Annotated in this window: 21 protein-coding genes; 8 read left to right on the plus strand and 13 right to left on the minus strand. The window is 68.5% G+C overall.

The genetic code is table 11. The annotated features are described in order from the left end of the window. Positions 1-11: 11 nt before the first annotated feature. Complete coding sequence (locus tag AB0M15_RS14380) at positions 12-1,040, minus strand: class I SAM-dependent methyltransferase (RefSeq protein WP_363817783.1); 1,029 nt, start codon at positions 1,038-1,040, stop codon at positions 12-14. Positions 1,041-1,094: 54 nt separating this feature from the next. Then, positions 1,095-2,030 (minus strand): sigma-70 family RNA polymerase sigma factor, encoded by a 936-nt coding sequence (locus AB0M15_RS14385; RefSeq protein WP_363817786.1) that lies wholly within the window; start codon positions 2,028-2,030, stop codon positions 1,095-1,097. A gap of 123 nt (positions 2,031-2,153) precedes the next feature. Between AB0M15_RS14385 and ilvD the strand changes: the two genes are divergently transcribed. Next, positions 2,154-4,004, plus strand: coding sequence for a dihydroxy-acid dehydratase (ilvD, locus tag AB0M15_RS14390; protein WP_363817789.1), 1,851 nt, complete (start codon positions 2,154-2,156; stop codon positions 4,002-4,004). A 197-nt stretch (positions 4,005-4,201) separates the two neighbouring features. On the opposite strand, the gene AB0M15_RS14395 is transcribed toward ilvD, so the two are convergent. From AB0M15_RS14395 to AB0M15_RS14425, 7 genes are read right to left on the minus strand one after another with little or no spacing between them, the layout of a single operon-like run. Beyond that, positions 4,202-4,507, minus strand: coding sequence for a type II toxin-antitoxin system PemK/MazF family toxin (locus AB0M15_RS14395; protein WP_363817791.1), 306 nt, complete (start codon positions 4,505-4,507; stop codon positions 4,202-4,204). After that, a complete protein-coding gene (locus AB0M15_RS14400) occupies positions 4,507-4,743 on the minus strand; it encodes a ribbon-helix-helix domain-containing protein (RefSeq protein ID WP_328322622.1) in 237 nt (78 codons plus the stop codon). The genes AB0M15_RS14395 and AB0M15_RS14400 overlap by 1 nt, the downstream gene beginning before the upstream one ends. A 32-nt stretch (positions 4,744-4,775) precedes the next feature. Then, complete coding sequence (locus tag AB0M15_RS14405; protein WP_363817794.1) at positions 4,776-5,363, minus strand: dihydrofolate reductase family protein; 588 nt, start codon at positions 5,361-5,363, stop codon at positions 4,776-4,778. Then, the gene (locus AB0M15_RS14410) at positions 5,360-6,190 is read right to left on the minus strand and encodes a metalloregulator ArsR/SmtB family transcription factor (RefSeq protein WP_363817796.1); all 831 of its coding nucleotides are present in this window, start codon (positions 6,188-6,190) and stop codon (positions 5,360-5,362) included. Before AB0M15_RS14410 ends, AB0M15_RS14405 begins: the two co-directional genes overlap by 4 nt. A 51-nt stretch (positions 6,191-6,241) precedes the next feature. Continuing rightward, positions 6,242-7,177, minus strand: a complete 936-nt coding sequence (locus tag AB0M15_RS14415; protein WP_363817799.1) for an SDR family oxidoreductase — start codon at positions 7,175-7,177, stop codon at positions 6,242-6,244. A gap of 37 nt (positions 7,178-7,214) precedes the next feature. Further along, a complete protein-coding gene (locus AB0M15_RS14420) occupies positions 7,215-7,838 on the minus strand; it encodes an NAD(P)-binding domain-containing protein (protein WP_363817801.1) in 624 nt (207 codons plus the stop codon). Between the two features lie 14 nt (positions 7,839-7,852). Then, positions 7,853-8,587 (minus strand): SDR family oxidoreductase, encoded by a 735-nt coding sequence (locus AB0M15_RS14425; protein WP_363817804.1) that lies wholly within the window; start codon positions 8,585-8,587, stop codon positions 7,853-7,855. 137 nt (positions 8,588-8,724) lie between these two features. Here AB0M15_RS14425 and AB0M15_RS14430 point away from each other — a divergent pair, with 137 nt between their 5' ends. Next, positions 8,725-9,618 (plus strand): LysR substrate-binding domain-containing protein, encoded by an 894-nt coding sequence (locus tag AB0M15_RS14430; protein ID WP_363817807.1) that lies wholly within the window; start codon positions 8,725-8,727, stop codon positions 9,616-9,618. Between the two features lie 14 nt (positions 9,619-9,632). On the opposite strand, the gene AB0M15_RS14435 is transcribed toward AB0M15_RS14430, so the two are convergent. Next, the gene (locus tag AB0M15_RS14435) at positions 9,633-10,301 is read right to left on the minus strand and encodes an LON peptidase substrate-binding domain-containing protein (protein ID WP_363817809.1); all 669 of its coding nucleotides are present in this window, start codon (positions 10,299-10,301) and stop codon (positions 9,633-9,635) included. A 256-nt stretch (positions 10,302-10,557) separates the two neighbouring features. On the opposite strand from AB0M15_RS14435, the gene hisD reads away from it, so the two are divergent. The 6 genes from hisD to AB0M15_RS14465 all read left to right on the plus strand — a co-directional run bounded on the left by hisD (position 10,558) and on the right by AB0M15_RS14465 (position 16,258). Continuing rightward, positions 10,558-11,871 carry a histidinol dehydrogenase gene (hisD, locus tag AB0M15_RS14440; protein WP_363817812.1) on the plus strand — a complete coding sequence of 438 codons (1,314 nt, stop codon included), beginning with the start codon at positions 10,558-10,560 and terminating at the stop codon, positions 11,869-11,871. Beyond that, a complete protein-coding gene (locus AB0M15_RS14445; protein ID WP_363817815.1) occupies positions 11,871-12,989 on the plus strand; it encodes a histidinol-phosphate transaminase in 1,119 nt (372 codons plus the stop codon). The genes hisD and AB0M15_RS14445 overlap by 1 nt, the downstream gene beginning before the upstream one ends. Beyond that, positions 12,986-13,585, plus strand: a complete 600-nt coding sequence (gene hisB / locus AB0M15_RS14450) for an imidazoleglycerol-phosphate dehydratase HisB (protein ID WP_363817817.1) — start codon at positions 12,986-12,988, stop codon at positions 13,583-13,585. Before AB0M15_RS14445 ends, hisB begins: the two co-directional genes overlap by 4 nt. After that, positions 13,582-14,220: an imidazole glycerol phosphate synthase subunit HisH gene (gene hisH, locus AB0M15_RS14455; RefSeq protein ID WP_363817820.1), complete on the plus strand. Its 639-nt coding sequence runs from the start codon at positions 13,582-13,584 to the stop codon at positions 14,218-14,220. Before hisB ends, hisH begins: the two co-directional genes overlap by 4 nt. Next, complete coding sequence (locus AB0M15_RS14460; RefSeq protein WP_363817823.1) at positions 14,220-14,780, plus strand: YciI family protein; 561 nt, start codon at positions 14,220-14,222, stop codon at positions 14,778-14,780. Before hisH ends, AB0M15_RS14460 begins: the two co-directional genes overlap by 1 nt. Positions 14,781-14,860: 80 nt before the next feature. Then, a complete protein-coding gene (locus AB0M15_RS14465; protein WP_363817826.1) occupies positions 14,861-16,258 on the plus strand; it encodes an alkaline phosphatase PhoX in 1,398 nt (465 codons plus the stop codon). Positions 16,259-16,325: 67 nt separating this feature from the next. Here AB0M15_RS14465 and AB0M15_RS14470 read toward each other — a convergent pair whose 3' ends face one another. Genes AB0M15_RS14470 through AB0M15_RS14480 form a run of 3 tightly spaced genes read right to left on the minus strand, consistent with a single transcriptional unit; the run spans position 16,326 to position 17,865 of the window. Continuing rightward, the gene (locus AB0M15_RS14470) at positions 16,326-16,688 is read right to left on the minus strand and encodes an ACT domain-containing protein (protein ID WP_363817828.1); all 363 of its coding nucleotides are present in this window, start codon (positions 16,686-16,688) and stop codon (positions 16,326-16,328) included. Between the two features lies 1 nt (position 16,689). Then, on the minus strand, positions 16,690-17,073 hold the full coding sequence (locus AB0M15_RS14475) for a YchJ family metal-binding protein (RefSeq protein WP_363817830.1): 384 nt from the start codon (positions 17,071-17,073) through the stop codon (positions 16,690-16,692). 12 nt (positions 17,074-17,085) lie between these two features. Then, a complete protein-coding gene (locus AB0M15_RS14480) occupies positions 17,086-17,865 on the minus strand; it encodes an SDR family oxidoreductase (protein WP_363817833.1) in 780 nt (259 codons plus the stop codon). Between the last annotated feature and the right edge of the window lie 50 nt (positions 17,866-17,915).

Below are 17,915 nucleotides of genomic sequence, written 5' to 3' on the forward strand. Positions count from 1 at the left end.
GGACAGAAAGCTCAGCTCAGCGGCCGCCGCACGAGGATCATCCGGCCGAAGTCCGTCGGCGCCAGCCGGACCAACTCGAAGCCGGCTGCCAAAGCCTCGGCCGTCAGGTCCTCGGCGGACCGGGCGAACGGCACCTCCTGGCCCCGCGCGACCAGCTTCCGCAAGGCGTAGGCCGGCTTGTCGGACTCATCGGGTTCGGGTGGCTCCATCTCCTGCATGAAGAGCACCCCGCCCGGCTTGAGCGAGCGCAGGATGACCGCGAGGGTCGCCGCCCGGCTCGGTTCGGGGAAGAACGGCTGGGCCCAGAAGGCGCCGCCGAACGAGGCCGGCTCATCGAAGTCCCGGACGTCGAGGCAGCGGACGTCCACCCGATCGGTCACGCCGTGCTCCTTGGCCCGCCGGAGCGTCTCGGCGGCCACGGTAGGTACAAGCTCGATCGCCACGGCCCGGAACTCGGGAAGCAGCGTGGCCAGGGTCAGCGTCGCGCCCGCGACACCACAGCCGACGTCGAGCCACCGGCCAGCACTTATCGCCTCGCTCAACTCGGGCAGCTTCGGGAGGAAGCTCTGCTCGTACAGGGCCCGGGTGATCGGGGTGGCCTTGCCGCCGAGGGCACGGGCGACGACCAGCGCGTCGGGCTCGGTCAGGGGGAGTGGGCCGGGGTCCTCGGCCGCAGTACGGACCAGCTTGGACATCACCTCGGAGTGATCGAGCAGTTCGTCCAGTCCGATGTAGGCGTCGGCGGCGGCCAGGGCTTCGAACGACCTGGTCAGCTGCACGGTCCCGTCCTCCTGCCGCACGATGCCGTTCGCCACGAGCACCGACAGGACGTCGGCCAGCCGGGCCGGCGGCAGACCGGAGAACTCGGCCAGTCTCTCGAGGTCGCGTGGCTCGGCGAGGAACTTCGTCCAGCCACGGTCCCGCAGCGTCGTGATCACGCTCAGGATCTGTGCGCCGGTGGTCCAGACGGCCAGCGACTCCCGGGCAGCTGAGGCCAGCGCGAAGCGTTCGAGTGGGTTTTCCGCGTCAAGGGTGCTCACGAGGACAGGATGCGGGCGGCGGCGCGAAGTTCGATCGTTTGAATGTGAGCTGGCTCACGCGGAGAGGGCCTGCTGACCGGCCCGGCTGGCGTGGAAGAACCTGCAGCTCTGCACCAGGCCGTCGCGCAGGTGCTGGACCCAGACGACGGCCGGCGGGCAGTGGTACGGGTCGTGGGCGGGGTTGATCAGGTCGATCTCGGCGACCGTGAGGTCGCGGCTGGCCACGACGTTGGTGATCCGGCCCCTGACGCCGTGGTCGACGTCGTGGTCCATTCCCTGCACGAAGTAGTCGAAGCCCTTCGAGTGATGGCCGTCCGAGAAGTGGAATTCCGCGTGCGGCGACCAGGAGGCAGCCAGTACGTCGGGCAGGTCGCCACGGAAGGCCGCGACGAGAGTGTCCTCGATCTCGCCGCGTCGTGCCGAGGCGAGTGCCGACACGTCGCCGTACGAGTCGTCTGCTGTCGCCAGGAGGCTCGCGCAGAGCTTGCTGCGGGCCTCGGAGAGTCGGCTGCGGACAGTACCGACCGGCACTCCGCAGGCCTCGGCGATGTCCTGGTACGCCGTAACACCGCTGAAGTGCCTCAACATGACCACCAGTCGCAGGGGTGGCGACAAGCGTTCCAACGCATGCCACACCCAGTCGCGGGACGCGTGCTGCTCCAGCAGCTGGGCGGGATCCGGCTCGGCGGACGGTGGTACCGCGTGGAGGTGGTCGTCGAGCGGCAACGGCTGCCGGGCGCGTAGTTGCATCCGGCAAGCATTACGAACGATCTGGCGCAGCCACGGGCCGATCGCCGCCGGATCGCGAACGTCGCCGATCCGGGCCAGTGCGACCGTCGTCGCCTCCTGGACGGCATCCTCCGCGTCGGGACCGTAGCCGAGCAGGCTGATCGCGACGGCGGTCATCCCGGGCCGGTGCCGGGCGAGCAGCAGGCCGAGTGCAGCGACGTCGCCGGACTGCGCCGCTCGTACCAGCTCTGGGTCGTCCACAGCGCCCAAGATACGCGGTGCCGGTGAGCCCCCCATCCGTCATACGGGACCGGCGTTTCGGCATCTGGACCTGGAGTGGCACCATGACAAGCAGTCGTTCGCAGCTGATTTGGAGAGATCGTCGTGCCTGAACTGAGGTCCCGTACCGTCACCCACGGCCGCAACATGGCGGGCGCCCGCGCCCTCATGATGGCCTCCGGCGTCGCCAGAGAGGACTTCGGCAAGCCGATCATCGCGGTGGCGAACAGCTTCACCGAGTTCGTCCCCGGCCACACCCATCTGCAACCGGTCGGCCGGATCGTCTCCGAGGCGATCCAGGCGGCCGGCGGGATCGCCCGCGAGTTCAACACGATCGCGGTCGACGACGGCATCGCGATGGGCCACGGCGGGATGCTCTACAGCCTGCCGTCCCGCGACCTGATCGCCGACTCGGTCGAGTACATGGTCGAGGCGCACTGCGCGGACGCGCTGATCTGCATCTCGAACTGCGACAAGATCACCCCGGGCATGCTGATGGCCGCGCTCCGGCTGAACATCCCGACCGTGTTCGTCTCCGGCGGGCCGATGGAGGCCGGCCGGGCCACGCTGGTCGACGGCACCGTGCGCAAGCTGGACCTGATCGACGCGATGTCCGAGGCGGTCAACGAGAACGTCTCCGACGCCGACATCCTGCGGATCGAGGAGAACGCCTGCCCGACCTGCGGTTCCTGTTCGGGCATGTTCACCGCCAACTCGATGAACTGCCTGGCCGAGGCGATCGGCCTGGCGCTGCCGGGCAACGGTTCGGTGCTCGCCACCCACACCGCCCGCAAGGCTCTGTACGAGAACGCCGGCCGCACGGTCGTCGAGATCACCAAGCGGTACTACGAGACCGACGACGACACCGTCCTGCCGCGGACCGTCGCCTCCCGCGCCGCGTTCGAGAACGCGATGGCGCTCGACATCGCGATGGGCGGCTCGACCAACACGATCCTGCACCTGCTCGCCGCGGCGCAGGAGGCCGAGGTTGACTTCGACCTGGACGACATCAACGCCGTCTCCCGTCGCGTGCCCTGCCTGGCGAAGGTCGCGCCGAACGTCGCTCCCGGTGGCACGTACTACATGGAGGACGTCCACCGCGCCGGTGGCATCCCGGCGATCCTCGGCGAGCTGTACCGAGCGGGATTGCTGAACGAGGACATCCACACCGTGCACAGCGCCTCGATCGACGACTGGCTGAAGAACTGGGACGTCCGCGGCGGATCGCCGTCGGCCGAAGCGGTCGAGTTGTGGCACGCGGCGCCTGGTTGCAAGCGGTCGGCGATGGCGTTCTCGCAGTCTGAGCGCTGGGAGACGCTGGACACCGACGCGGCCGGCGGGTGCATCCGCGATGCGGCGCACGCCTACTCGGTCGATGGCGGGCTGGCGGTGCTGAAGGGCAACCTCGCGGTCGACGGCTGCGTGGTGAAGACGGCCGGCGTCGACGAGTCGATCTGGACCTTCGAGGGACCGGCCGTCGTGTGTGAGTCGCAGGAAGAGGCGGTCGAGAAGATCCTCGCCAAGGCGATCAAGCCGGGCGATGTGGTCGTCATCCGGTACGAAGGGCCCAAGGGCGGCCCGGGGATGCAGGAGATGCTCTACCCGACCTCGTTCCTGAAAGGTCGGGGGCTGGGCAAGGTCTGCGCGTTGATCACCGACGGGCGCTTCTCCGGCGGTACGTCGGGACTGTCGATCGGGCACGCGTCGCCCGAGGCCGCGTCCGGCGGGACGATCGCGCTGGTCGAGGACGGCGACCGGATCCGGATCGACATCCCCGGCCGGTCGATCGAGCTGCTGGTGGCTGACGACGTACTGGCTGCTCGCCGGGATGCCTTGGGTGGCGTCTACGCGCCGAAGGCCCGCGACCGGAAGGTGTCCGCGGCGCTGCGTGCCTACGCCGCCATGGCAACCAGCGCCGACAAGGGCGCAGTACGAGACGTCAGCAAGCTGGGGTAGTTGGGTGGCGGTTGGCTCGCGGTATTCGGGGTTGGCGCCACCCGGACTGCCACGCATACACAACCCCGTGACCCGGCCCCGACACGCCGAGGTAACCGTTTGCCGATCGGGTTTGGGTATGCACTGGCGGACCGGCCCGAGCCACGAGCATCCCGGATCCACAGCATCTTCGCCGCAGTTACCACGCGGCCCGGTGTCTACTGGGGTTCGAGGTCGAAGGCGAGGGTGATTGCTTCGGCCAGCGCCTCCTCCTGGTCGGGGAGGAGGTAGCCGATCAGGCGGCCGAGTTGGAGTTTCGGGATGGTCTGGATGTTGTCGCAGCTGATCGCGCTGGGGTGATCCAGGCCGTTCTGGCTGCCGACCAGTACCTCGGTCGACAGACCGCGGATGGTGCTGGTGATCGGGGCGACCGTCACGTTGGTCAGCCGCGGCCGGATCAGTTCGCGGGTCAGGACGACGACCGGGCGGGGCTTGTCCAGCCGGGCGATGTGCAGCGGACGCATCAGTCGAGGTCGGTCAGTACAGTTCCGCCGGCGGCGACCGCCAGTCCGTCGAGGTCTTCGTAGTCTCCGTGGGCCGCGAGGATGGCCGCGTCCCGCTCGGCCAGCTCACGCCGCCGCTCCCGCTCCATCGCGCGCGCGACCACTGACGCCCGGCTGGACGCCTTGTTGTCATCCACCAGCCGGTCCATGAACTCGACGAGCTCGTCCGGCAGCCGTACGGTGATCTGCTTGCTCATACCAGAACCATACCGGTCTGGGATTCAATTCTCTACCGCAGCCGGTCGTAGACCATCGCCAGCTCGCCGAGCTTGCCGGTGTCCTGGTGGGTGACGCTCCATTTGGTGGCCGGCAGGCCGTCGTCGAACAGGTGCCGGCCGCCGCCGCTGATCTCGGGGGTGATCATCAGGTACAGGCGGTCGAGCAGGTCGGCCGCGAGCAGCGGCTTGATGATGCTGGCGCTGGAGTTGACCAGGATCTCGCCGCCGTCGGTGGCTTCGAGGTCGGTGATGACGTCCGCGACGGGGGCGTTCACGAGCCGGGTCCGCTCCCAGGGCGCTTCGGTGAGGGTGGTGGAGAAGACGACCTTGTCGGTGTCGACGAGCCATTGCGCGTAGCCGCGGTCGCGCGGGTCGGCGTCCTGGTTGTCGATGATCGTCGGCCAGAACCCGAGGAATCCTTCGGCGTTGAGCCGGCCGAGGACGGCGGTGGTCGCGTTCTCGTACAGGCGGGTCATGTGATCGCGGGCCACGTCGGTCATCGCGTACGGGATGATCGCCGACAGATCGCCGGGACCTCCGGGGCCGTTGTAGCGGCCGTCGAGGGAGAGGTTGAGGTTCGCGGTCACCAGACGGGTCATTTCGTACTCCTTGAGGTGGTCGAGGTGGCGGCGAGGGTCGCCGCGAGCTTGTCGAGGCTCTGGCCGAAGCCGAGCTCGATCCCTGCGATGAAGTCGGCGGACTGGATCGTGCTGTCGCTGATCCGCAGCTCGACTTCGAGGTCGGTACCGGCGTCGGTCGGCCGGAGCGTGTAGCTGGTGTGGGCGGTGAAGGCGGTACTTCCGTCAGGAAGCACCGGGGAGTTGCGATAGGCGAGCTGCTCGCCGGCCCGGACGTCGGTGACGACTCCTTCGGAACGCCCGGCGACCAGGTCGGAACCGTCGGCGTCCTCCGCATCGCGGTACTCCAGCACGACCCGCCCACCCGGCCGCACCTCGAAGACGAGCTCCGAAACGCGAAGATCCTCCGGCGCCCACCACTGAGCGAGCAGCTCGACCTCGGTCAGATGCCGCCAAACCTGCTCCGCGGCCGCAGGCAACGACCGTACGAACCTGAAGGCCCGCCCATCAGCCCAGCCGGCCTCCTCCGCGGCGAGCCGCTCGGTGTCAACGCTGCCCCGATGCCGATCGAAGCCTTCGCCGACCTGGTCCGCGGCGTCGGCCAGCCGGTTGAGCGCAGCCGCCAGCTCCCGCAACGGATCGGACTGCAGCGCATAAATCCGCCGCTGCCCAGTCCGCTCCGAGACGACAACCCCAGCCCGCTCCAACGTCTGCAGATGCTTGGTCGTCTGCGGTTGCCGCGCCCCCGCAAGCTGAGCCAACACCCCCACCGATCGAGGCCGCTCACCCAGCAACTCCACCAACCGCCACCGAGCCGGGTCGGCGAGTGCCGTGATCAATGCGTCCATGACTCAAAGCATTCACCACGACGAATATTCTTGTCAAGGAATAGATCTGGATCAGTTGGCGGGGAAGTAGTGGCCGTTGTCCAGGTCGGCGAGCAGGCTGGGTTGGGCGGGTTCCCAGCCGAGGGTCCGGCGGGTGATGAGGTTGGACGCTGGGTAGGTCTGCGTGACGATGTTCGCGAGGAACCCGAAGTATCCCGGCAGCATCAGTTCGTCCAGGGGAATGCTGACGGCGGGCAGGTCCAGGCGGCTGCCGATGGCCTCGGCGATCTCGCGGAGCGGGATGCCCTCATCCTGAACCGCGTGCCAGTGCTTGCCGGCCGGGCCCTTCTCCAGCGCCAGGCGGAACAAGGAGGCGAGATCGCGGACGTGCACCGCGTTCCACAGGTTCGCGCCGTCTCCGGGATAGCCGGCGAATCCCTTCTCCTTCGCGAGCGCGATCAGGGTGGGGAGGAAGCCTGCGCTATCGGTCGTGCCGTGCGCGAAATTGGCAATCCGCACGACCGACGACCGCACTCCGCGCTCGGCCAGATCGATGACGGCGGTTTCCACGACGTTGCGAACCCGCAGGGTTCCCTTGTGCTCATCGCCGACCGGAAGGGCCGGATCCTCCTCGGTGGCCGGCCGGCCCAGCTGCCCGGACGAGCCGATACTCCCCGCCACGACCAACGGCTTCTGAGTTCCCTCGAGTGCCTCGCCGTACGCGAGCATGATCGGGAGTTCCGCGGCGGACACGGCGTCCATCCCGCCGAACGGGAGCAGGTCTTGCCGGTGGGCAACGTGGATGACGCCGTCGGAGTCCGCCGCCGCATCCATGAGCCCGTCGAGATCCTCGAGGTCGCCGCGCCGTACCTTCGCGCCCATCGCGGACAGCGCCGCCGCGGCCGTGTCCGACCGGGCCAAGCCGGTGACCTCGTGCCCGGCGGCGATCAGCTCGGGGATGATGTACGAACCGGAATGGCCGGTTCCGCCGGTGACGAAAACGCGCACGCTACTGCTCCTCGTGAATAATGCCCGGAGTTGGGGCTCAGGCGGTGAATTCGTTGACGCCGAGGGCGAAATCCCAGTGGCCGACGCCATTGCCGGCGAGGCTCACCGTGACCAGGCCCATTCCTTCCAGCCAGTGCGCCATTTTCAGCCCGCCGGCATCCAGTGGGCGCAACCCGATGCTCTCGACGAATGCCGCCACTTCTGTTTTGGCCGTCGCATTGTCGCCGGCCAGGAAAACGCTCGGCCGGCCCTTCTCCAGGACATTGTGGAAGATGGTGTTGAACGCCTTCACCACGCTGGCGCCGGCCGGGGCCACCTTGGCCACCTCCTGCGCGACCGAGGTCTCCTCGCCGAGGGCCAGTCCGTCGAACGTGGCGTTGAAGGGGTTGCTGATGTCGACGATGACCTTGCCAGCGAGGGCGTCTCCGTACTCGGTGACGACCGGTGCGACAGCGGCGTACAAGAGGGCCGTGATGACGATGTCCCCGGCCGGGACGGCGCCCCACTCACCCGTCGTCGCACCGCCGCCCAGAGCCTTGGCCAGGTCCTCGGCCTTGGACTGATCGCGTCCCATGATCTCGACGGTGTTGCCGCCCGCAACCGCGAGCGTGCCGATGGCGCTGGCCATGTTCCCCGTACCGACAAGAGTGATGCTGCTCATGAGGTGTGTTCCTTTCAGATGGCGGTGGTGCCGCCGTCGGCGACCAGTTCCAGGCCGTTGACGTAACTGGAGTCGTCGGAGGCGAGGAACAGCGCGATGGCGGCGATTTCCTCGGGGCGGCCCATCTCCCCGCGGGGGATGAGCGACTCGAAGGCGGCCTTGGTGGCCTCGTCGAACAGTTCTGCCTGCTTGGCGGTGGCGACCTGGCCGGGGGTCAGGACGTTGACCCGGATCTTGCGGTCACGCAGTTCGTTGAGCCAGACCCGGGCCCACGCCTGCTGGACGGCTTTGCTGCCTGCATAGAGGCTCCAGCCGGGGAAGGCGCCGAGGGAGGCGTTGGATCCGGTCATCAGGATCGAGCCGTTGTCGTTGATCAGTGGCAGTGCCTTCTGGACGGTGAACAGGGTGCCGCGCGCGTTGAGCCAGAAGGCGCGGTGGAACTGCTCCTCGGTGATCTCACCGAGGACGGCGGGCTCGCCCATCCCGGCGCTGGCCCACAGCACGTCGATCGATCCCTTCTCCCGCTTGACGGTGTCGTACAAGCGGTCCAGGTCGTCCAGTTCGGCCGCGTCACCCTGGACGGCGGTGACGTTGCGGCCGATCAGCTTGACGGCGTCGTCCAGCGCGGACTGTCGGCGGGCCTGGATGAAGACGTGTGCTCCTTCCTCGACGAACAATTTGGCGCCGGCCAATGCCATGCCGGTGGAGGCACCGGTGATCACCGCCACCTTTCCTTCGAGCTTTCCCACGAGCTATCTTCCTGCTTTCTGGAATTCACTACGGCGTTGTTGCTTGCTTATCCAGGTTGTCATTGGGGTGAGTGGCTGTCCAAGACCTGTTTCAAGCGCGGTGATACCTTGGCGGCATCACCGAATCGGGAGGCGCCATGGATCTGGACCTGCGCAAAGTGCGCTACTTCCTCGCCGTCGCCGATCAGCTGCACTTCGGCCGCGCCGCGGACGAGCTGCACATCGCGCAGCCGGCCCTCAGTCGCCAGATCCGCGCGCTGGAACAGGATCTCGGCGCCTCGCTGTTCATCAGGGATCGCCACGGAGTGGCGCTGACCGACGCCGGCCGGCAACTGCAGGCCGACTCCGGTCCGCTGCTCGCCTCCGCGGACGCGGTCCGCCGCCGGGTGAGCGTTGCCGCCCACGGCAGTCGGCGACTGGCGGTCGGCTTCCGGACCGGGATCCCGGTCATCCCGGCGGCCCAGGTATTCGAATCCCGGCATCCGGACGTGGTCGTGGAGGTGCAGCGGATCGAATGGGACGACCAGGCCCTGATGCTGCTCGACGGCCGCATCGACGTGGGCTATGTGCGGCTGCCGGTCGACCAGACCGGCCTGCGCGTGGTCCCGCTGTACGCCGAGCCGCTCATGGTGGTGCTACCCGCCGGCCACCGGCTGGCCGGCAAGGAGGAGGTCACCGAAGCCGACCTGGCCGGTGAGCCGCTGGTCTGGCATGCCGACCCGAGCACGCATCCCACCAGGCGCCCGCATCCCGACTCCGGGCTCCGGGTGCGCGGTGTGGAGGAGAAGCTCGAGCACGTCGCGGCCGGCCGGGGCATCTCGTTCGTGGCGCGTTCGGAAACGCTGTTCTACTCACGTCCGGACATCAGCTACGTACCCATCCCGGAACTGGCGCCAGACCAGGTAGGCCTCGCGATGGCGGCATCGCGTACCTCGCCGCTGGCCGAGGACTTCTTCACCGCGGCGCTGGCGACGGCCGAGATCACGGCGGAATGCGGCAACTACGAGGCCTATTCAGACGGTCAGGCCTGAAGCTGTCGACTGCCTCAGTTGGGGGACATGTCCGACCAGGCCAGGTCGGTGGCGGGGAGGGACGGGAGGGCCCTGATGGCGGCCAGCTCGGTGTCCAGGAGGCCGACCAGCTGGGCGAGGCGGGTGGTGGTGTCCAGGGCTTCCAGCAGCTTTTGGCGGTCGGGGGTGACCAGGGTCATCGCCGCTGAGATCAGGTACGAGAGGGTGCTGGGCTCATCGGGGAGGGCACCGATGTGGAGGCCGGGCTGGGAGATCTCGGTGACGGCTGCGGCGTACCGCCGGAAGCGCTCGACAGCGACGGTCGCAGTGCCGAGGGGGTCGTCGCCTGGTTCCTCGTCGAGCCACTCGACGTCGGCGACGAGGTAGTCGCCGTCGCTGTCCAGTTCGGCGACCTTGAAGCGGCGGTTGCCGGTCAGGGTGACCTCGACCGGGCCGTCGTCGTCGATGTCCAGGGAGATCTCCGAGATCGTCGCCGCGCAACCGGTGCCGTACAGCGACCGGAACACCCGGTCGCCCAGCTCGTAGCCGTCGCGGACCGCCACCGCGCCGCACACCATCTCGCCGCCGTTCTCGACCAGGTCCCGGATCACCGACCGGCCCTGAACGTCGGTGACAGGGATCGGGAGCACCAGCCCAGGAAAGATCACTGTGTCGACAGTGAGAAGCGGCAGGCGGGAGTCCATGGCATTGAGCCTAATGGCAACCACTGACCGCCGTGGTCCGCGCAGCAGACGGCGCGCGGGGACCGGGGGAGCCGACCTAGGGCGCGTCTCCCGATTCCCTGCGTGCTGCGGGGCGCTCGGCACGGCATCTCGGCGCACTGGAGCAAAGGCCACGATGGAAAAACATCGAGGCCTTCACTCCAGCACGCCGAGCTACCGCACCGAGCACCTCCTCGCGACTGCAGGGAATCGGGAGACACGCCCTAGACTGAGGCTCATGATTCGCCGCGTCGACCTGCGGGGCCGAGTGGCAGCCGGAGAGGTTCTCGACCTCCAAGCCCTGGTCCCCCGAGCTGTGTTCGACGTCGAGGCTGCCCTCGACGTCGTCCGACCGATCTGCCTGGACGTCCGTCATCGCGGGCTCGAGGCGATCAGGGAGTACGGCGAGAAGTTCGACCATGTGACCGTGGACGAGTTGCGGGTTCCGGCCGAGGCGCTCAAGACGGCCCTGGAGGAGCTCGACCCGGACGTCCGCAAGGCGCTGGAGGAGTCGATCCGGCGAGTACGCGAGGTCAGCCTGGACGAGCGGGGGAGTGACGTCGAGTCGCAGCCCGCGCCGGGTGGCCGGGTGACTCAGCGGCTGGTGCCGGTGCAGCGGGTCGGGCTCTACGTGCCCGGCGGCCGCGCGCCGCTCGCCTCCAGCGTGGTGATGAACGTCGTACCGGCTCAGGTTGCCGGAGTGACCTCTTTGGCTTTGGCGTCTCCTCCGCAAAAGGAGTTTGGTGGCCTGCCGCACCCGACTGTGCTCGCTGTGTGCGCGATGCTCGGGATCGACGAGGTGTACGCGATGGGCGGTGCGCAGGCGATCGCCGGGTTCGCGTACGGCTTCGAGGGCTGCCGCAAGGTCAACCTGATCACCGGGCCGGGCAACATCTACGTGGTCGCGGCCAAGCGGTTCGTGCAGAGCGAGGTCGGGATCGACTCCGAGGCGGGTCCGACCGAGATCGCCGTACTGGCCGACGACTCCGCCAACGCGGCGCACGTCGCCGCCGACCTGATCAGCCAGGCCGAGCACGACCCGATGGCGGCCAGCGTGCTCGTCACGCCGAGCGAGGCATTGGCGACGGCCGTCGAGGCCGAGCTGGTCAAGCAGGTGCCTGCGACCAAGCACTCGGAGCGGGTGGCGGAAGCGCTCGGCGGGCAGCAGTCGGCCGTAGTACTGGTCGACGATCTGGACCAGGGCACGGCCGTCGTCGATGCGTATGCGGCCGAGCACCTCGAGATCCAGACGGTCGACGCCGAGGAGCGTTCGCAGCTGATCAGCAACGCCGGCGCGATCTTCGTCGGCGGCTGGTCGCCGGTCTCGCTCGGCGACTACTGCGCCGGATCGAACCACGTGCTGCCGACGGCCGGCTGCGCGTGCCACTCGTCCGGCCTGTCCGTGCGCAGCTTCCTGAAGGCGATGCACGTCGTGAACTACACCCGCGACGCCCTGCAAGAGGTCGCCGGGCACGTGGTGGCGCTCGCCCACGCCGAGGATCTGCCGGCCCACGGTGCCGCTGTGTCTGTGCGTTTCCAGAGTGAGGACTGATGGGTCGTTTCGATGGGCTGCCGATCCGCGACGAGCTGAAGAGCTTCGAGCCGTACGGCGCGCCGCAGCTGGACGTCCCCGTCCTGCTCAACGTCAACGAGAACCCGTACCCGCCGAGCGAGGCGATCGTCGCGGACATCACCGCGTCGGTGGCCGAGGCGGCCCGCGGGCTGAACCGCTACCCGGATCGCGAGTTCCTTGCCCTGCGCGCCGATTTCGCGGCGTACCTGGCTCGGGAGTCCGGTGCTCAGCTCACCGCTGAGCAGGTGTGGGCGGCGAACGGTTCCAACGAGGTGATGCTGCACATCCTGCAGGCCTTCGGCGGTCCAGGCCGTACCGCGCTGTCCTTCGCGCCGACGTACTCGATGTACCCGGAGTACGCCCGCGACACCAACACCGCCTGGGTCACCGGTCGCCGCTCCGAGGACTTCACCCTCGACCAGAGCAAGGCGCTCGCGGCCATCTCGCGGCACCGGCCGTCGGTCGTCCTGCTTGCCTCACCCAACAACCCGACCGGTACCGCGCTGCCGATCCAGCTGGTCGAGGCGGTCGCCGCCCGGACGGCCGCGATCGGCGCGGTGCTCGTGGTCGACGAGGCGTACGCGGAGTTCCGGCGTACTGGTACTCCGAGCGCCGTCACGTTGTTGCCGTCGTACCCCAATCTGGCGGTGGCCCGGACGACCTCCAAGGCTTTTGCGCTGGCGGGGGCACGCGTCGGTTACCTTGCCGCGAGCAAGCAACTGGTCGATGCCCTGCGCATCGTCCGGCTGCCGTACCACTTGTCGGCGGTGACGCAGGCAGTCGCGCGGGCGGCGTTGCGGCACTCCGACGAGCTGCTCGGCCGGGTCGACCAGCTGCGGACCGAGCGCGATGAGACAGTGGACTGGCTGCGGGCGCAGGGGTTGCGCGCGGTCGATTCGGATGCGAACTTCGTCCTCTTCGGTACCTTCGCCGACCGGCACGCGGTGTGGCAGTCGCTGCTGGACGACGGCGTACTGATCCGCGAGACCGGACCGAACGGCTGGCTGCGGGTGTCGATCGGCACCGGCGCCGAGATGGCCGCCTTCCGCGCTTCGCTGGAGAAGGTGCTCAAGACTGATCTAGGAAGGTCCCTATGACACGCACGGCCCGGATCGACCGGGAGACGTCGGAGTCCAAGGTGCTGGTCGAGCTCGATCTCGACGGTACCGGGCGCGCTGAGATCTCCACCGGCGTCGGCTTCTACGACCACATGCTCAACGCGCTGGCCAAGCACGCGCTGCTCGACCTGCACGTGAACACGGTCGGCGACCTCGAGATCGACGCGCACCACACCGTCGAGGACACCGCGATCGGCATCGGCCAGGCTCTTCGTGAAGCCTTGGGTGACAAGCGCGGGATCCGGCGCTTCGGCGACGCGACCGTCCCGCTGGACGAGGCGCTCGTGCACTGCACGGTCGACCTGTCCGGGCGTCCGTACTGCGTGCACACGGGCGAGCCCGACGGGCAGGTGTACGCGATCATCGGTGGCGATTACGCCGGCTCGCTGACCCAGCACGTGTTCGAGACGCTGGCCTTCAACGCGGCGATCTGCATCCACATCCGGGTGCTGTCGGGTCGCGATCCGCACCACATCGTCGAGGCGCAGTTCAAGGCGTTCGCACGAGCGCTGCGGGCCGCCGCCGAGCTCGACCCGCGGCAGCCGGGCATTCCCTCGACCAAGGGCGCCCTGTGAAATCAGTCGTTCTGCTGGACTACGGCTCGGGCAACATCCGCTCGGGTGAGCGGGCCTTGCAGCGGGTCGGCGCCGACGTCACGGTGACGAGTGACTTCGACGAGGCGCTGAACGCCGACGGGCTGCTGGTCCCCGGCGTCGGCGCCTTCGAGGCGTGCATGACCGGGCTGAAGGCGGTCCGCGGCGACGAGATCGTCGACCGCCGGCTGACCGGCGGCCGGCCGGTCCTCGGCATCTGCGTCGGCATGCAGATCTTGTTTGCCAAGGGCATCGAACACGGCGTCGAGACCGACGGCTGCGACCAGTGGCCCGGCGTCGTCGAGCGGCTGCAACCGGCCGGTGGCGAGCCGGTCCCGCACATGGGCTGGAACACCGTCTCGGTCGACGGCGCGACCAAGCTCTTCGACGGGATCGAGAAGGAACGCTTCTACTTCGTCCACTCGTACGGCGTCCGCGACTGGCATCTCGTCGACACGTGGGCCGCAGTCAAACCGACGGTCACCTGGACGGAGTACGGCGGCGACCGCTTCGTCGCCGCAGTCGAGAACGGCCCGCTGACCGCCACCCAGTTCCACCCCGAAAAGTCAGGCGACGCCGGCGCCGAGTTGCTGGCCAATTGGCTGCGGTCCTTCTAGTGCCGTACTACGTCCATGGTGCGGATCAGCCTGAGGTTTTGGACGGGCTGATCGAGCTGTCGGAGGCGCACTGGTCTTATATGGACCGGTTTGCTGATCGGCTGATTCTGCGTGGTCCGACGTTGTCCGAGGATGGCGAGGAGCACACCGGGAGTGTGCATGTCGTCGATGTGGATGATCGGGCGGCGGCTGAGCGGTTTGCGTATGAGGAGCCTTACTGGGTTGCTGGTTACTACCAGCCGCTGACGATCGCGCGTGCCGTCGTCCTGGTCGATCGGCGGGACGACGCGCCACGGGCCCTGGTAACCGCCGAGTGGGAGCCGGTCGAGCTGGCCGAGCTGGCGCCATCGCTCCTCGAGGACGATCGGCTGAGCTTTGTGGCGCTGCTCGTCGAGGACGACGGCTCGCGCTCCGTCGGGATCGTCGCCGCCGTCACCGGTGCACCGGTCGAGGCGGCCGATGTGATCCGCCCGGCCGCCGACCGGCTGACCGGTGGAGCACCGATGTCGATTACCGCGCGTCGCTGGCAGCGGGGCGGTCGCTCACAGAGCGATTCCTGACACGCGTTCTCTTGCCGTTCGGCTGCCGTTCACCGTAGGTTCACTGGCGACCACTGCTTGTGCTGACAAGGAGACCGCCTGTGACCGTCGAGAACCCCCTGTCCAGACGTCAGTTCGTCGCTCGTGCGGCAGCGGCCGGTGTTGCGGTCGGGGTGGTGGGGTCGGTCGACGCCCTCTACACCGCCGAGCCCGCGCTCGGTACCTCAGGCCCGAAGGTGGGCTACGGGCCGCTGGTCGAGGACCCGGCCGGCATGCTCGACCTGCCTCGCGGCTTCAGCTACAAGATCCTGTCCCGCGAAGGCGCCACCCGGCCCGACGGCGGGCTGATCCCGAGCCGCTTCGACGGGATGGGAGCCTTCCCGGACCGGCACGGCGGGTCGCGGCTGGTCCGCAACCACGAGTGCTACCCGGACGCGCCGATCCCGGTCAAAGGGCCGGCCGAGCGGACGTACGACCCGGGTGCGGGTGGTGGCAACAGCACGCTGATCGTCGACCGGCACAACCACGTCGAGAAGGAGTTCATCGCGCTCGGTGGTACGGCGATCAACTGCTCCGGCGGCAAGACGCCCTGGCGCACCTGGCTGACCTGCGAGGAGACCGAGGACAAGGCCGGCGTCAAGGGGTACACCAAGGACCACGGCTTCATCTTCGAGGTCGACCCGTACGACGACCGCCGCAACCGCAACCCTGTTCCGCTGAAGGCGATGGGCCGGTTCCAGCACGAGGCGGTCGCGATCGATCCGGCGACGGGCATCGTGTACGAGACCGAGGACGCGTTCGTGGCGCCGCTCGGCGGGTTCTACCGCTTCCTGCCCAACCGGCCGCGAGGTGGCTGGGGGAGCCTGCGCGCCGGGGGCGAACTCCAGGCGATGCGCATCCCCGACCTGCCCGACCTCTCCGTCGTACAGGAGGCAGGCACCGTGTTCCACGGTGTCGAGTGGGTCAAGGTGCCCGACCCGTTGGCGACCACCGAGTCGGTACGGGCGCAAGACTTCGCCAAGCCGATCACCGGCGGCTACAAGCTCGAAGGCGCCTGGTGGGGTGTGCTCGACCGCTGCGTGTACTTCGTCTCGTCGTTCGCGCTGACCAGTCTTGGCCCGAAGATGGAGCACAACGGGCAGGTCTGGAAGTACGACCCGCGCCGCAAGACGCTCCGGCTCGAACTCATCTTCCTGCGCGCGGTCCCGACCGACCCGAACCCGGAGTACGACTCACCCGACAACATCACGATGTCGCCGTACGGCGGACTGATGATGTGCGAGGACGGCATCGGTGACCAGCACCTGCTCGGCACCACCGAGGACGGCCAAGTCTTCAAGTTCGCCCGCAACCGCGTCAACAACGGCACCCCCGACGCACCGGAGTACGGCGAACTCTCCGGCGTCGGCTTCTCCGCCGACGGCCGCACGATGTTCTTCAACATCTACACCCCCGGCATCACCTACGCCGTCACCGGCCCCTGGCGCCGCCGCCGCTAACTGCCCCCGCCGGCCGTGCCCACCGCCCCGAGGCACGGCCGGCGCCCTGCCCTGACCGCAGCGACGGCTACGTAACCAGATGCCCTGCGGACTCGAGTGCCTCGATCACCTTGGTGCGTCGGGCTGACGGGACCAGTACTACGTCAGCCGTGTGGGTGGAGGCTACGAAGACGGGGATGCCGGCGGACTTGAGGGGGAGCAGCAGGGAGCTCAGCATCCCTGGGACGTCGAGGTCGTGGGCGGTGTCGCCGCTGTACAAGGCGATCCAGTGGTCGCCTTCACCCTTCGCCCGGGTGATGACCGTGACACCGTCCGGGGCCCGGACGACGGCCAGCCAGGCGTCGTCCTGCGGTAGGCCTTGGCCGGTGGGGTGGAGCTCGATCTGGAAGAGGCCGTCCAGGAAGCGCAGTTGTTGGGCGACGTCTGCCATGTCAGATGGCCGGGCCGGTGTAGACCCAGGCGCCGGCTTCGCGGGTGAAGTGGCTGTTTTCGGTTTGGTGGTCGGGGCGGCCTTCGGCGATGTAGTTGGCGCGGAATTCGACGGTGCCTTCGGTGTGGAAGGGGGTGCCGTTGGTGGTGTTGAGGATTTCCAGGCCGGTCCACTCGATGTCGTCTTCGAGGTGGAGTTCGCGGGGGCGGGTTGTGGAGTGCCAGCTGCGGAGGAGGTAGTCGGCGTCGCGGACTGCGAAAGCCGAGTAGCGCGAGCGCATCAGGCGCTCGGCGGTGGTGGCCTGCGTCCGGCCCTCGTGGATGCTGCCGCAGCAGTCGGCGTACGCGGCGTCGAGACCGCAGGGGCAGGGCGTGCGTTTGGCCATCCGGTGATTGTGTCAGTCGTCCAGGCTGCCCATCGTCAGGTTGACGGTCGTGCCGGTCAGGCCGCTCGCCTTGTCGGAGGCGATGAAGGCCGCCAGGTCGGCCAGCTCCGCCAGCGTCATCAGACGTCGTGGGTGGGTCCGGGCGGCGAGCAGGTCGAGCCATTGGTCCCAGGTCAGGCCGGATGCCTTCGCCCGGGGTTCGAAAGCGTCTTTGATCGTGCGGGTCTCAGGCATGCCCTGCGGCCGCAGGCCGACTACGCGCACGCCGTACGGTGCCAGCTCGGCGGACAGGTCTCGGGTGAGCGCCTCCTTGGCGGCCATTGCCGGGCCGTACCCGCCGACCAGCGGGAGACCCGTACGGGAGTGGAGCGCGGTGACGGTCATGATCACCCCCGACTCCTGCGCGACCATCCGCCGGGCTGCCAGGCGGGCGGTCAGGAAGTAAGACAACCCGTACTCCGTGAGCGGCTGGCTGAAGTGCTCGGCCGCCAGCTCCGTCAGCGGGACACCGACGATCGTCGCGTTCGGGAAGCCGACCGCGTTGAAGGAGATGTCGACCCGACCGGCCTTCGCCACGACCGAGTCCAAATGGCTGTCGATCGCCCGCTCGTCGAGAGCATCGACCTCCGCTGCCTCGGCGACCTCGAGGTCCTCGGCAACCGCCCGGACGGACGCGAGCCGGCGACCGGTGAGGAACACCCTGGCCCCTTCGAGCGCGAACGCCCGGGCGACCGCCGCACCGATCCCGCCGCCGGCTCCGTAAACCACTGCGATCTTGTCTTTGAGCATCATGGCCATACAGACACCGCGACCCGGCGAAACCGGGCGCGCGCCCAGTTCCA

It is taken from the genome of Kribbella sp. NPDC051718 (genome assembly GCF_040681515.1).
Lineage (GTDB): Bacteria > Actinomycetota > Actinomycetes > Propionibacteriales > Kribbellaceae > Kribbella.